15 protein-coding genes and 1 pseudogene are annotated in these 13,802 nt (G+C 59.1%); 10 read left to right on the forward strand and 6 right to left on the reverse strand.

Features of this window, described 5'->3' with window-relative positions:
* The first annotated feature begins 2 nt into the window (after positions 1-2).
* The 8 genes from DKK75_RS01075 (at position 3) to rplI (ending at position 6,019) form a co-directional block, all read left to right on the forward strand.
* The gene (locus DKK75_RS01075; RefSeq protein WP_110451620.1) at positions 3-761 is read left to right on the forward strand and encodes an IspD/TarI family cytidylyltransferase; all 759 of its coding nucleotides are present in this window, start codon (positions 3-5) and stop codon (positions 759-761) included.
* On the forward strand, positions 761-1,891 hold the full coding sequence (locus DKK75_RS01080; protein WP_110451621.1) for an NAD-dependent epimerase/dehydratase family protein: 1,131 nt from the start codon (positions 761-763) through the stop codon (positions 1,889-1,891). The genes DKK75_RS01075 and DKK75_RS01080 overlap by 1 nt, the downstream gene beginning before the upstream one ends.
* A complete protein-coding gene (locus DKK75_RS01085) occupies positions 1,884-3,032 on the forward strand; it encodes a LicD family protein (RefSeq protein ID WP_110451622.1) in 1,149 nt (382 codons plus the stop codon). The genes DKK75_RS01080 and DKK75_RS01085 overlap by 8 nt, the downstream gene beginning before the upstream one ends.
* Positions 3,033-3,093: 61 nt before the next feature.
* A complete protein-coding gene (rfbB, locus tag DKK75_RS01090; RefSeq protein WP_181414407.1) occupies positions 3,094-4,089 on the forward strand; it encodes a dTDP-glucose 4,6-dehydratase in 996 nt (331 codons plus the stop codon).
* 139 nt (positions 4,090-4,228) lie between these two features.
* Positions 4,229-4,525, forward strand: coding sequence for a 30S ribosomal protein S6 (gene rpsF / locus DKK75_RS01095; protein ID WP_110451624.1), 297 nt, complete (start codon positions 4,229-4,231; stop codon positions 4,523-4,525).
* Between the two features lie 127 nt (positions 4,526-4,652).
* Positions 4,653-5,270: a single-stranded DNA-binding protein gene (locus DKK75_RS01100; RefSeq protein ID WP_110451625.1), complete on the forward strand. Its 618-nt coding sequence runs from the start codon at positions 4,653-4,655 to the stop codon at positions 5,268-5,270.
* A 36-nt stretch (positions 5,271-5,306) separates the two neighbouring features.
* The gene (gene rpsR, locus DKK75_RS01105; protein ID WP_015021310.1) at positions 5,307-5,555 is read left to right on the forward strand and encodes a 30S ribosomal protein S18; all 249 of its coding nucleotides are present in this window, start codon (positions 5,307-5,309) and stop codon (positions 5,553-5,555) included.
* A 14-nt stretch (positions 5,556-5,569) separates the two neighbouring features.
* Positions 5,570-6,019 (forward strand): 50S ribosomal protein L9, encoded by a 450-nt coding sequence (rplI, locus tag DKK75_RS01110; protein ID WP_110451626.1) that lies wholly within the window; start codon positions 5,570-5,572, stop codon positions 6,017-6,019.
* A gap of 152 nt (positions 6,020-6,171) precedes the next feature.
* Here the strand turns inward: rplI and DKK75_RS01115 are convergent, their stop codons facing one another.
* The 3 genes and pseudogenes from DKK75_RS01115 to DKK75_RS01125 form a co-directional block, all read right to left on the reverse strand.
* On the reverse strand, positions 6,172-6,519 hold the full coding sequence (locus DKK75_RS01115; RefSeq protein ID WP_110451627.1) for a phenylpyruvate tautomerase MIF-related protein: 348 nt from the start codon (positions 6,517-6,519) through the stop codon (positions 6,172-6,174).
* Between the two features lie 111 nt (positions 6,520-6,630).
* Positions 6,631-7,137, reverse strand: a complete 507-nt coding sequence (locus DKK75_RS01120; protein ID WP_110451628.1) for a GtrA family protein — start codon at positions 7,135-7,137, stop codon at positions 6,631-6,633.
* A gap of 78 nt (positions 7,138-7,215) precedes the next feature.
* Positions 7,216-8,554, reverse strand: a pseudogene (locus DKK75_RS01125) (MFS transporter).
* A 210-nt stretch (positions 8,555-8,764) separates the two neighbouring features.
* On the opposite strand from DKK75_RS01125, the gene DKK75_RS01130 reads away from it, so the two are divergent.
* Together DKK75_RS01130 and DKK75_RS01135 are read left to right on the forward strand one after the other, a co-directional pair.
* Positions 8,765-9,421, forward strand: a complete 657-nt coding sequence (locus DKK75_RS01130) for a histidine phosphatase family protein (RefSeq protein ID WP_110451778.1) — start codon at positions 8,765-8,767, stop codon at positions 9,419-9,421.
* 80 nt (positions 9,422-9,501) lie between these two features.
* The gene (locus DKK75_RS01135) at positions 9,502-10,362 is read left to right on the forward strand and encodes a hypothetical protein (RefSeq protein ID WP_146208598.1); all 861 of its coding nucleotides are present in this window, start codon (positions 9,502-9,504) and stop codon (positions 10,360-10,362) included.
* Between the two features lie 52 nt (positions 10,363-10,414).
* On the opposite strand, the gene DKK75_RS01140 is transcribed toward DKK75_RS01135, so the two are convergent.
* The 3 genes from DKK75_RS01140 to DKK75_RS01150 all read right to left on the reverse strand — a co-directional run bounded on the left by DKK75_RS01140 (position 10,415) and on the right by DKK75_RS01150 (position 13,491).
* Positions 10,415-11,422, reverse strand: a complete 1,008-nt coding sequence (locus DKK75_RS01140; protein ID WP_181414383.1) for a DUF805 domain-containing protein — start codon at positions 11,420-11,422, stop codon at positions 10,415-10,417.
* Positions 11,423-11,602: 180 nt separating this feature from the next.
* Complete coding sequence (locus DKK75_RS01145) at positions 11,603-12,391, reverse strand: ABC transporter permease (RefSeq protein ID WP_110451631.1); 789 nt, start codon at positions 12,389-12,391, stop codon at positions 11,603-11,605.
* The gene (locus tag DKK75_RS01150; protein ID WP_110451632.1) at positions 12,388-13,491 is read right to left on the reverse strand and encodes an ABC transporter substrate-binding protein; all 1,104 of its coding nucleotides are present in this window, start codon (positions 13,489-13,491) and stop codon (positions 12,388-12,390) included. Before DKK75_RS01150 ends, DKK75_RS01145 begins: the two co-directional genes overlap by 4 nt.
* Between the last annotated feature and the right edge of the window lie 311 nt (positions 13,492-13,802).

The raw sequence follows: 13,802 nt of genomic DNA on the forward strand, positions 1-13,802 counted from the left end.
GCATGAGTCGCGAAAGCCAGGGAAAGAAGAGCATGAATTCCCCAGATGAGCCCACCGTCAGGGTCGTCGCTCTGGTATTGGCCGGTGGGGTTGGCGCCCGTATGCGTGGACCGGTGCCCAAGCAGTTTCTGGTAGTTCGCAATAAGCCGGTACTGGTCTATACCTTGGAGGCTTTTCAACGAGCAGTGGCTGTCGAGGATATCATTGTCGTATCCCTGCCCGAGTGGACAGGAATCGTTGAGCAGTATGTCAAGGATTGCGGGCTGACCAAGGTCCGGTCCGTCTTGCCTGGAGGCGCCAGCGGCTTCGAATCCATTCGTTGCGGCCTGCATTATCTGGAGGAGCAGTATTCTCCTGAGGACATCATTTTAATCCATGACGGTGTTCGCCCCTTGTTGACTGAAGAAGTGATCAACGCCAACATAGCCGGCGTGGAGAAATACGGCAATGCCGTCACCGTAGTGCCGGCGACCGAGGCCTTGCTTCATACCGATGATGGCGAGTCAAGTAGCCGAGTTGTTGAGCGCTCTCACATCATGCGAACCCAGACTCCGCAGAGCCTGCGTCTGCGCGATCTTTCACTAATCCATCGTCAGGCTGATGAGATGGGCATTCATGATTCAGTCGCTACCTGCACGCTGCTGATCGAAACTGGTCATGTGGTTCATGCGGTAGCTGGGGACAATTCCAATTTCAAGCTCACTAGTCCCGAGGATGTGGCGCTCTTCGAGGCTTATCTCGATGCAAGGGAAATGGCCTGATGACTGAGGGAAGACGAGTTGATGCAGACATTCTGAAACAGGATGTGAATGACCTGGCTGATGCTCATCCGGACCTGTGGCGGCAGCTGGATGGCTGCAGAATACTGATGACCGGCGGAACAGGCTTTGTGGGTTCCTTCATTTTGCATCTGATGGCTGCTTTGCGCCGTCGTCATGGCCTGCATATCGATGTTCTTGCTCTGGTCAGGAGTCGGCAACGTCTGCGAGATGTTTTGGGCGGCGATTGGGAAGGTCCATGGCTGCAGATCGTGGAGCAGGATATTCGCGCCCCCCTCTGTCTGGAAAACGAAGGGCCGGTGGAGTATTGCATCCATGCCGCCAGCAATGCCGACCCCGTGGCCTACCAATCCGATCCCTTGGGGACCATGATGACCAATGTGGTTGGGACTGAACAGATCCTGCAATATCTGTCAGGCCTGGACGCCAAGCCTTCCCGGATTGTTTATCTGTCCAGCGTTGAAGCCTATGGGGGTCATAGCCAGGGGGGGATCCTCACGGAGGAGGATACGGGAAGCTTCGATCCGGCTGTAGTCCGCAACTGCTATCCAATCAGCAAGTTAGCCGCTGAAAACCTTTGCGCAGGGGCATGTCTGCAGCTCGGTCTTCCTGTGACCGTGGCGCGCATGGCCTATCTGTATGGGCCAGGTGACCGTCTCGACGATCCCAAGATCGTCACGCTTTTTTTGCGGATGCTTAAGGAGGGCAGGGACATCGAAATGCACAGTCCTGGTCTGCAGCGACGCAGTTATTGCTATATCAAGGATGCGGTCTATGGCATCATGCTGCTTCTGCTGCGTGGTCAGGATTGCACATACAATATCGCCAACGGCAGGGAGGCAGTCACCATAGCTGGGGTGGCTCAGCAATTGACACAGCTTTTTGGGCGCCCGGGCGGTCTGGTGCGGCAAGGGCAGCCCAAGCAGGATGAGCTTGCGCGCTTCTCGCCTCCGGAGGACAATATTCTTGATACTTCCAAAATACGAGCTCTGGGATTTGAGGCGGAGGTCGGGCTGGCGCAAGGACTGGAACGCACCGGTCGGTATTTCGGCATGCGGCCGGCCATATGGCAGGCCGACAATGTCGCAGTGAAAGGCATGGACAATGAATAGCCGTCTGATCGCCGACATCAAGGGGCGCCTGCCCATTTCCTCACGGTCTTTGCGGGGCTTCCGGGCGCAGGACGATGCCAGATACGCCCAACTCCTTCAGGTGATTGATGATCAACAGAAGGCTTTAGGCAAGGCTCAGGAGAGTATCGACCGTCTGGAGAAGCAATGTCGTGGGTTGAATGAGACCCTGGAATACGTCCATGATTCGAATAGCGTCATGTATTGGCAGCTGTTCCGGGGAGATCATGAGACGACTGAGCAGGCTCAACTCAGATTCTTTAGAGGGTTGCCCAAGGCCGAAGGTATTCATGCGCTCTTCCAGGATGCAGAAGCCAGGCTGTTCGAACTCTTCGATCAGTTTTGCCGGGATCACGAGATCTCCTACTGGGGTACCGGCGGTACAGTGCTGGGCGCCTTTCGCCAGCGGGATTTCATCCCCTGGGATGACGATATTGACGTCTACATCACTCGTGAGCAGTTGAGCCGATTGGAAAAAGCCGTGCGTGAAGATGGCCGTTTCCGCGTCACAGTCGTCTGGGATTGGTATGTGCCATGCAAGCAGATCAGATTCCGGTCTACAGATGAGGCCAACCCCTGCTTCGTTGATCTTTTTCCGCTGGATTGGGTGTCGGGCGATCCGGAGGATGCATGGCGGGTCTGCACCCAGGAGCGTGTGCAGTATGTCCAGGAAATCCGCAGACAATACGCGAGTTCCTCCTGGAGCCGGGATATTTATATTTCCGGCGCAGATCCTCTGATACCCGCCTTGGAATCCGACCTGCACGCACACTTGGAGGATCTGGCGGCTCGCGTATCCATCCTGCCCACGGCTGATGGGGCTACAGGATTGGTCAGGGGCATTGAGAACATCGACGAGGTGCGCCCGTCCGGCCCCTACTTGACCGGTGACTGGACCGGTTCAACGACTCTGCCTTTCCGTGGAATCGCTGTTCCGGTGCCCAGCAATTATCGTGAGTACCTGAGTAAGGCCTATGGCGATTACATGGCTCTGCCGCGTGACATGCATTCTCATGAGCATGTCGCTGATGACTACATTGCCTCGCCCGAAGCGGTGCAAGCCATGCGTCGGATGCTTTCGGATGATGGGGAACGGACCCCTGACTATGAAGAACGAAAGTAAGGCATCCGGGCTTCGTTCGGGCAGTGTTGAGGACCATGAGTCAGCTGGGCCTTCATGCCTGATGGTTACGGGGGGTGCCGGGTTCATCGGCACGAATTTTGTGCGTTATGTGCTGGCGCACCATCCCGACACGCACATCGTAGTGTACGATCTGCTCACCTATGCAGCCAAAATAGATAACCTTCATGGCCTTATTCCCGATCGGATCGACATGGTCCACGCCGATATCTGCGATGTCGAATCCGTGGATCGCGCCATCCGCCAGTATCATGTCGATGCCATCGTCCATTTTGCGGCTGAGTCGCACAACGACAACTCCATCCAGGATCCGGAGCCCTTCATCAGGACCAATCTCTATGGCACCTATGTTCTGCTGGAAGCAGCCCGTCGCCACGATCTTCGCTTTCATCAGGTATCCACTGACGAGGTTTTCGGTGATCTCGACTTCGGTGATCCGCGCCGCTTCACTGAAACCAGTCCCTACCGGCCCTCGAGTCCATATTCGGCAACCAAGGCTGGGGCGGATCATCTGGCGCGTGCCTGGTGGCGCACCTATGGAACCCGGGTGACCATATCCAACTGCTCCAATAACTACGGTCCCTATCAGCACATCGAGAAATTCATTCCGCGGCAGATCACCAACATCCTGTCCGGAATCCGTCCGCGAATTTACGGCCAGGGTCGAGCGATCCGGGATTGGATCCATGTAGAGGATGATTGCCGGGCCATTTGGAGCATCCTGGTCCATGGCACGCCGGGCTCAACCTACCTCATCGGCGCGGATGGCGAGTTGAGCAACATGGAAGTGCTCAGGATGATCCTGCATCTTATGGGCCGCGGGGCCGACGAGTTCGATTTGGTGGCAGACCGGCCTGGAGGAGACCGTAGATATGCCATTGATGCGGGAAAGATACGTCGGGATCTCGGTTGGCGGCCTCTGCATCGGGACTTCGAGCAGGGTCTGTCTGAGACGATCGCCTGGTATAGCCGTCACCGCAAGTGGTGGGAAGGTGATAAGCAGGCTGTAGAGGCTCGCTATCGGAAGCAGGGACACTGATACTTGTGGCTGTACCACCCTTGGATGTAAACTAGGTGGGTTCCCGTCGTGGTCAGAGGATCGTTCTGCCATGATTGGGGTGCAATACACCCTCCTGTCACGGAAGGTCCGTGACCTGTAAGTCCAAAGGAGGTGGGTGATGTCTGCGCATAAGTATGAATTGATGTTCATCGCCGATCCGGCCATGGATGAGCGCTCGCTGAAGAAGCTGACCGACCAGTATCTCGAGGTGGTCACCAAGGAAGGCGGCTCTGTCGACAGCATCGACGTCTGGGGCCGTCGCAAGCTGGCATATGAGATCGACAAGCACAAGGAAGGCAACTACGTGGTGGTCGAGTACACCTGCGAGCCTTCCGCCAGCGCTGAGCTTGATCGTGTGCTCAACCTGAACGAGTCCGTCATCCGCACCAAGATTCTTCGCAAGGATGACAAGTAGGCAAACAGCAGGAGGGCGCCGAATCGTCGGCTGACATCCGGCCCTCGGGTCAAAAGGTCCGAAGGCGCTGGGATCCGCCCCTCAGGAGGCCCATCCCCAAGTCCTCATCCCAAGGAAAGGTCGTGACATGGCAGGAGATACATACATCACCGTGGTGGGCAATCTCACTGCGGATCCGGAGGTGCGTACGACCTCCAACGGAGGCACGGTGGCCGACCTGACCATCGCGTCCACGCCCAGGCAGTTCAACAGGAACTCAGGGCAGTGGGAGAACGGCGACTCGCTCTTCCTGCGTTGCTCGGCCTGGGACTCCACCTACAGTCCCATGGCCTCCAATATTCAGGCCAGCCTGGCCAAGGGCATGAGGGTGATCGCCCAGGGTCGTCTGGTGCAGCGTTCCTATCAGGATCGTGAGGGCAACAACCGCACGGTCGTGGAGTTGCGTCTGGACGAGATAGGACCTGCGCTGACGCGAAACACCGCTCAGGTCACCAGGAACACCAATGTTGACGGCGGATCCCGTGGCGGTTTCGCAGGCTCCAGCAACGGTGGCTACCAGGGCGGGGCTTCCTACCAGGGCGGTGGTGCCGGTGCGGCATCGGCTCCTATGGGCCGTCAGCAGCCAGCACAGAGCCAGCAGGCCCCTGCTCAGGATCCTTGGTCATCGACCGGGTCCGGCGATTCCTTTGGATCCTTCGGGTCCACCGGCGAGTTCGGCGGTTCCGGGGACGAACCTGAATTCTGAAGTTTCATAGCGTCATCAGTTATTTAAGGAGTATCAATGTCACGTAAAAGGCCGCAACCGCCGGTCAAGCCCTTCAAGAAGAAGCCGAATCCTCTGAGGGCCGCCAAGATTCATACCATCGATTACAAGGACGTGGCTCTGCTGCGCAAGTTCATCTCGGACCGCGGCAAGATCCGTTCCCGCCGCATCACCGGCGTCACCGTCCAGGAGCAGCGCGAGATTTCCAAGGCTATCAAGAACGCCCGCGAGATGGCCCTGCTGCCCTACGCCACCAACGGTCGCTGAGGGAGGTCAGAATTATGGCAAAGGAAACCAAGGTTATTCTGACTGATACCGTGACCGATCTGGGTCACAAGGGCGACGTTGTCGCGGTCAAGCCCGGTTATGCACGCAACTTTCTGATCCCCCAGGGACTGGCCTTCGCCTGGTCCAAGGGCGCTGCCGCGCAGATCGAGTCCCTGCAGCGGGCCCGTCGCGCCAAGTCCATGGCCACCCGTGAGGATGCCGTGGCTGCCAAGGCTGCCATCGATGGACAGACCGTCGAAATCTCAGCCAAGGTGTCCGATTCAGGCAAGCTCTTCGGCGGCATCTCCAGTGATGCCATCGCCCAGGCTCTTCGTCCCCTGGCCGACGTGGATCCCCGCACCATCTCCGTGGAGACCATCAAGACCACCGGCGCGTTCCCGGCCACCGTAGCCCTGCATCCCGAGATCTCGGCCGCTTTTACGGTCAAGGTCGTCGCGGAGTAGCAAATCAGGGTCGGCGTTCGTTTTCAATTCGCCGATCCTGATCATCCCGTAACGATCCTTTTTGCAATAGGGATCCGGGCTTAAGCAGGAGGCCTTCCCGCAGCGGATAAATGCGCGGGAAGGCCTCCTTATGCGTTACTGGCGGCTGCTCACTAGAAGTTGCCGCCGTTCCAACCCCAATCAGTAGTGGCCGTGTAACGGATGTAGGTGCGGTCCTTGGGGATGGACAGCTCTGATTCCAGGGTATCCATGATGGCCTTGGTCAGGCTTTCCCAAGCGGACTTGGGGACGTCGCTGCCGAAGACGTTGACTTCCACGTAGGCGGCAGGCTTGCTGTCGTCGCCGCCGAAGTAGATGGGCATGTCCGACTCGAAGGGGCACATGAGCCAGCCTTCGGACTTGCCGGGAACAGCGCTGATGGCCTTGCCATAGGCGGTCTTGATCCGTTCGCGCTGCTCAGCGGTGATGGGCGTGCTTACATGAGTGTGGATAACGGGCATGGTGCTTCCTTTCCGGTCCGTCCGGCATGACCAATAAGGGCGATTTGGCCCGTCCGGCGGATAGCCACTATATTGCCATATCCATAGTAGCTTCGGCCGGGTCGATGGAGGTCAGCGCCAGCCGAAGGGACGATGACTCAGGGACCAGACCCCCAGACGGTGGGCTACCGAACGCGGATTGACTGGTTTGCCCGGCGCCGGTGCGTCCAGCAGCCACTTGCGGATCAGGAAGTTCCAGATGGCCACCACCACGGTGGCTGTGATCTTGGCGACGTTGGAGTAGAGCAGGTAGCGGGCATGCATGGTGGTAATGGCATCCGGTGGCAGCATGGCAGTGCCCATCCACAGGATCGCCTCGTTGATCCCCAGGCCGATTATCGAAGAGACCAGGAAGACCGCCATCTCCATCCACCGGGCCATGTCCTCACGATGCTTGAAAACGTAGCGCATGCTGGCCAGATAGTTGAAGACCAGTGAGATCAGGAAGGAGATAGCCCCGGCCAGGACGTTGTTCAGGTGCGGTCCCATGATCAGCAGGTTCATGATGCCGATGTCGATCAGGAAGGCGATGATGCCCACGATGCCGAATTTGAGCAGCTGCCCGATTAATCTACGCACGGTAGCCTATTCAATCATTCCTCCTGTGTTGGCAGGGTGCTGTGGGCACCTTGTGCGCAAAAGCCTTACGTTACGCCCTCAGGCGGGCAACTCGGTCAGAATGGGTTCCTCGGTGCTGTTGCGGATCTGACGGAAGCCTACAAAGGCGATGGCCAGCGAGGTCAGAGCCAATGTAGTGACCACCCCGAACCCGCCTTGGGAGCCGTAACGGTCGATGAATTGCCCGGCCACGGCCGAACCGGCCGAGGATCCGATCGAATTCATGGCGCTCAGCCAGGCCATACCCTCAGTGAAGCGGATGGGCGGCACCAGATGGAGCATGAGCTGGTTGCCGTTGATCCAGGTGGGCGCCTGACAGATGCCGATGACCAGGTAGATGGCCATGATGGCCCACAGATTCCTGGCGAACATGAAAGTTCCGATGCCCAGGTTGACCACCAGCAGGCAGAAGTAGAAACGCTTCCAGAGGGGGATGGTCCAGTTCTTGGCCCCGTAAAGCAGGGCGCCGACCAGAGAGCTGAAGGAGAAGCAGGCGAAGACGAACCCGGTCATCTGCTTCATTCCCTGCTCGGTGGCGAAGGCGATGATGGAGATGGACGCCGCGCTTTGGAAGGCTCCCAGACCGAACCAGGTGGCGCAGACGGCGATCATGCCGGCGCTCCAGAAGGCCCCGCTGCTGCCGTTTCCGCCTTCTTGGGCCCGCAGACGAGCCACTTGCTGAGCCTGCCGCTCCCCGGTACTCCTTGCGGGTGATGCCTTGGGCGCGGGCCATGTCCGTCTGCGAGGGCGGCTCGGTTTCTCGACAGGAGAGAAACATAAAGGCCCCGATCAGCACGCAGATACCAGTGAAGGAGAAGGCCAGCACGCCCGAAATGACCGCCAGGATGGAGGCCAATGGGTTGCCGATCACCCACATGGCCTCGTCGAAGACCCCTGATAAGGACAGGGCCTGGTTGGTGGCTCGGTGGGCGCCGCGTAGCAGGTGCGTCCACCGGCTGCGGCTCATGGCTCCCCATGGCGGAATGGCCGCCATGAAAGGGGTGACCAGATAGAGCACCCAGGTGGGGGCGTGGGAGGTGATGGATGTAATCAAGACCATGGCTGCGACGACCCAGACCAAAACCGTGGGAATGGAGACCTGTCGTTGGCCGAACTTGTCGACCAGCTTGCCCAGCATGGGGCTTACCAGGGCCAGGGCTACGGCCTGGATGGCGGTCAGAGCTCCGGCCAGGGAATAGCTGCCGTAGTAGTGCTGCACCGAGATGGTGATGGTCATGCCCACCATGGGGAAGGGCATGGAGGCGATGACCGACCCTACCGCGAATCGCGCCGTGTGAGGCAGTCGCAGGAGCGCAGAGTATCCTCCGAAGATCCTGTGAACGGCTTCGACCAGAGCCGCCTTCAATTGCCGTGGCATGGGCTGTTCGTCTCCCTTTCCTTGGGGCTTTCGCAGTCCCGAAACATGTCTGCACGCAGGATTTTCCAGATGTGTAAAGGATGTGGAGCTGATCGGGGGACTGCTACAGTGGTAACCATATCGGCGCCTGATGGGCGCCATCCGGATACTGAAATTCTACCCCTCGCCATGGTCTTTCATGAGGCCCGCTGGGGGCCTGGGAGGTGGGTTGTGCCCGCGACGACCATTCATTTCGTCCGTCATGGCCAAGTTGATAATCCCGATCATATTCTCTATGAGCGATTGCCGGGATTCCATCTGTCTGACCGAGGCAGAGCCATGGTCGAGGCGACGGCCCGCTTTATGGCCGAAGCTCCCGGCATGCATGATCTGGAAGCCGTCTATTCCTCTCCGCTGGACAGGACCAGGGAGACCACGGCCATCCTTCTTGAGCAGATCAATCCCGGACGTGTCCGGCACGGTTTGAAACCCTTGGAGCCTATTTACGATAGCCGTCTGATCGAGGCCGGTAACGAATTTCGGGGCAAGCGCATCGGTCGTGGGCAAGGGGCTCTATGGCGGCCCTCCAACCTGCGGCTGATCCTGGACTTGCGCCGTCCCAGCTGGGGGGAGTCGTACCGGCAAATCGCCCGGCGAGTGGGTGACTTCGTTCGGCAGATGGTCCGCAGCCATCCTGATGCGCAAATTCTAGCCGTCTCGCACGAGTCACCCATTTGGTCATATCGCCACCTCTTGGAGACCGGTCATCCTGAGCACAATATGCTTCTTCGGGCTACCGCTCTGGCCTCGGTAACCTCTATAACCCTGGACTGTGATACCGGCAAAGTGCTTGGAATCGCGTACGCAGACCCGGCGGCAGGCGCGTGAAGACTGCCTGAGCGGCATAGGATGGCTAGGGATACTGTCGTGGATGACTGTCCGAGAACCTGATGAAGGAGCTGATGATCATGGTGGATGTACAGGCAAGCATGGAGGCGATAGCCGGACGGCCCGCCGTGGCTGAGGCAGCTGAGCAGGGGGCCAGACTTGTAGACCTTTGGCCTTTGACGGATGCCGGGCATCTGGCCAACGATGCCAAGTATGCGGAGGACTTGCAGGTGCGCATCAGCATGGTGCTGGCGCAGCTGATGACGGGCGGGGATGTGACCATTCCCGACGCTGAATACGTCTATGAGGGGGCTGAAGACATCCCCGGTCGACCCCAGGAGCTGGTGGATGCCCTCATGGCGGCCAACGATGCCATCGAAGAGGCTGCACAGGCGCAAGGCGATCAGTCCAAGACGCTTGCGGACTTGGCTGAAACCCTGAGCAGCGGCTGGGATCAGGCTCGGCAGCAGGATGTAGCTGCCGGCGTAGTCAAGGCTGAGCAGTCGCTGAACGACCAGAATAAATCCCCCAATTCCCCGCAGGACGAGGAGGGCGTAGCGCGAGCACTGTCCATGAGCCTGATGATCTGCCGTGATCTACTTCAGCGCGCAGGCGCTGACCCTGACCATGCTGTGGCCGCCGCGCCAATCCTGGTCTATGTCAATGAGCTCAATGAGCGACTGGGCATTCCCCGGGGCTTCCTGTCCGACGAGGATGTCACCCGCGCCCTAGGGTTGCTGGATGATCCGGAGGCTTTCGCAGATCTGCTGGCCCCTTTGACGGGTGCTGAGTGGGATCATCATCGTCAGGAAGTGCTCTGGGATCCCGAGGAGGCCAAGCGCAAGGCCAAGGAGGATGACGAGCGCAAGAGCCGCGAGGCCTTGCAGGCCAAGTTTGCCCATGTGCCTGAGGAACCCAACAAGCCTCATATAGAACTTTGAGTACCTCTGCCCCCCGCCTTGGCATAGGTCGGGGCGAGGGACAAGCCTGGACTCAGCGATCGAATCGGGCTCCTCGTGGATCGCTGGGCCGGGCCAGCAGAATGATCCCGGTAACGGTTCCGGCGATTATGAGCAGTATGCTGAAGCCCAGCAAGGAAAGCGAGGATCCCAGTTGCCCGCTTACCACAGCCAGGATGGCGAAGACCAGAGGAATGCAGCCCACCAGATCGCATACGAAGGGCAGGAGTATCCAGAAGCCGGACAAGTTGGTGTCATGAAGTCGCCGTATGCCCACTGCCAGATTGGGTATGAAAAGTCCAAGGGAGACAAGGAAAGACAGGATTTGTCCCATGAAGGGGAATCCCGAGGTGATCAGCGCGAGCACGAAGTAGATGAGGAAACTCATCAGAGCGGGCCACCAGTATTCTCCTCGGGAGGCCCTTCCGGAGAAAACGAAATACTTGACGAAGAAACGCTTGCAGGCATTTGCGAAGTCGATGCCTTGCCAGGGCGCGTTCAGTGGCGGCTCGCCGTTGAATCCGGCATCTGCATAGGGGTGGGCCGGATACTGCGGAACCTGGGGTCCGGGCTGGTAGCCTGCTTGATATCCCGATTGATAGCCTGTCTGTGACCAACTCCCGGGCGACTGATAAGTGTTGCCCGATGCATAGCCAGCCAGAGGGGTTGTGCCATTGGGCTGACCATTGGTCTGGCCAGGATTCGGACCTTGCTCATAGGGCTCCTGCGGCTGTCTGTAGTACTGCTGTCCATAGGGCTGTTGCTGGTTATAGCCGGGCTGCTGACCGTAGGCTTGTTCTTGGTAAGGCTGTCCTTGGCGATAATCGCTGGCGAGGTTCTCAGCTTCGCCGATCGGATGGTAGGTGTTGCTCTGATTTGAGGCTGCTCCTGTGTAGCTGGATTGTCCTGCTTGGGGCTGGTTCGAGTAGGCTGCGGGTCCTGAGCCGGTTCCGTTCACTTGAGCGTTCTGGGCCCAGCCGTTCGCCGAACTCTGCTCATTGGGACCCTGGTTCCCGCTGCTTGCATCATCTGGATAGCTCATGGATATCGTCCCTCTCATCCTCGGTCAAATAATCTTGGATCTTACTGATCCGTAGATTCCTATTATGGCAGGTCGGTCCTTCTGCTCGCCAGCCGTAGATAGCGCACTGGATTGTGAGCTCGCAATGCTCGTTTGGGCCGGTCCGTCACATTCGATATGTGATTGTTGCCACAGGACGCTTCACTCGTCGTCCGAATTAACCATATCATCGTCGCCAGCATCGCCCAGCAGCAGACGTTCAGTCAAGGTAATCATGCCCAAGAGAAGGGCGGTCAGCAGGATGATGACCAGGGTGGCCGAGAAGATCAGCGGAGTTCTAAAGGAGTTGAATGCCGTCTGCAGCCATATGCCCAGGCCGTTCCTGGCGCCCAGATACTCCGAAGTGGCCGCGGTAGCGAAGACATAGGCGGCACTGATGCGCAGACCGCCGAAGATCTGCCCAGCAGCCACCCTCAGCTTGACGTGCCAGAGGGTCCAGGTTCGGGTTGCTCCGCAGTTCAGAGCCACATCCTGGTAGAAGCGTGGCACGGACTTCAGGCCCCGGTAGGTCTGGACCACGATGGGGAAGAGGGCGAAGACGGCCACGATGACTACTTTGCCCAGGGGTTCGAATCCGAACCAGATCACGAACAAGGGGGCGATGGTGATCAGCGGAATCATCTGTGCGCCTGCGATCAGGGGGTAGAGGGCATCGTGCAGGGTTCGCCAGCTGTAAAGAGCCAGGCCCGTCACCAGTCCTAGGGCCGTAGCCAGAAGGAAGCCCAGCAGGCCTTCAAGGGCGGTGATGGCGGTCGCGGGCAGCAGCTCATTCCAGGACTGCACCGTGGCAACCAGGATTTGGCTGGGCGCAGGCAGAGCCTGTTCGCTGACTCCCCCTAGGCGGGCAGCCAGCTCCCAGATGATCAACAGCGCCAGCAGAGTGAGTGCCGGGGGCAGCGCCCGGGCTCTGCTCCGCTCATGTTTCTTCATCGATCGGTTGCTTCCCGCACGTAGCGGTCAGTCCATAGATCCTTGGCCTGCGGGGCCTTGTCTGGGTCGCCCTTCTTGGCGTTCCGATAGGTGCCAGCCTTGAACTGGAAGTCCAGATAGTCCTGGGCGTCCTTGACGTTGATCAGTCCGCTGATGTTCTTTTGATCTGGACTGTCGACCCAGTATCCCTCCTTGACGATGCTTTCCATGGAGCGTTTGGCCAGGATTGGGTCGATGGCTGATCCCTTGGTCTCCTGGACCAGGATGTCCGCTGCCTGGTCTGGATGGCTCAGGGCGTAGTCGTAGCCCTTCAGACAGGCTTTGACGAATGCCGTCAGGACGCGACGGTGGTCTTCCTGCTGCAGCCAGGAATTTTTGACCACAAAGCCCAGCTGGTCGGGGTTGCCTGGCACTCCCCAGTCGGCCTGGGTGAAGCAGTGCAGCGCCGGGCCCTTGAGCTCGCTCTCTATGCCCTCCCAGTTGGCGTAGAAGCCTGCGAAGTCACCCTTGCCGCTGGTCAGGGTGGCGAAGGTGTTGGTGCCGCTGGTCACCCGCTTGAAGTCGCCCTTGCCGCCTGCATGACGGATCATCTGCTTGACCACGGCAGTCTGTTCGGCCGAGCCGAAGCTGACGAAGGTCTTGCCGTCGAAGTCCTTGGGGGTCTGGATGTCGGCGCGTGAGGCCAGCGAGCACCAGCGCGCCACTGAGTGCTGTCCTATGTTGAAGACCTGCCGCAGATCGGCTCCCTGGGAGTTGAAGGTGGCCAGGTTGCTCAGCTTCGAGAATCCTACGTCGGCGACTCCGTTCTGAACGGAGGTTTCAGCTCCTGCCTGGGCCGTGGGCAGGATGGTCAGCTTCAAACCGGCTTTGTCGAAGTAGCCCAAGTGCCGGGCTACGTATATGCCGACGTGATTGGTGTTAGGCGTCCAGTCCAGCATGAAGGAGAGTTTGGCGCTGTCGTCAGCCTTGTCGTCTGCCCCCTTGGCTCCGCAGCCTGCGCCCGTAACCGTCAGGCAGAGCGCCGCTGCTAGGGCGAGCGCCCGTTCGATCAGCCTGTGACCGGAAATTCCCTTCAAGCTGCTGCTCTCCGACATGCTCATCACTGTCACCTTGCCTCTCCGGCACCTCTAGTGCCCATCCGCATCGGGGCTGCTACGGGAAGGTGAGGAGCCCGCGCGACGATCCGGTACGGTCTTGACCGATGGAATTCTGCGATGTGTGTCACGGCTGCTGCCACCAGCCGCGCGAACAAGACCACTCTAGTCCAACCCGGCCGATCCTGCCTCGCCGTGATGAAAGGCTGCATCATGTTCCTCTATACTGGAAACTCACGAGAGGTCTGTGCGGGCCGGCCGCTGTCGGTCTCGTCCGGAGCAAGACAACCGATTTCGGTAGGCGTCGACGGAGGGTT

Origin of the sequence: Bifidobacterium asteroides (assembly GCF_003202695.1) — a bacterium.
GTDB classification, from domain to species: Bacteria; Actinomycetota; Actinomycetes; order Actinomycetales; family Bifidobacteriaceae; genus Bombiscardovia; species Bombiscardovia asteroides_G.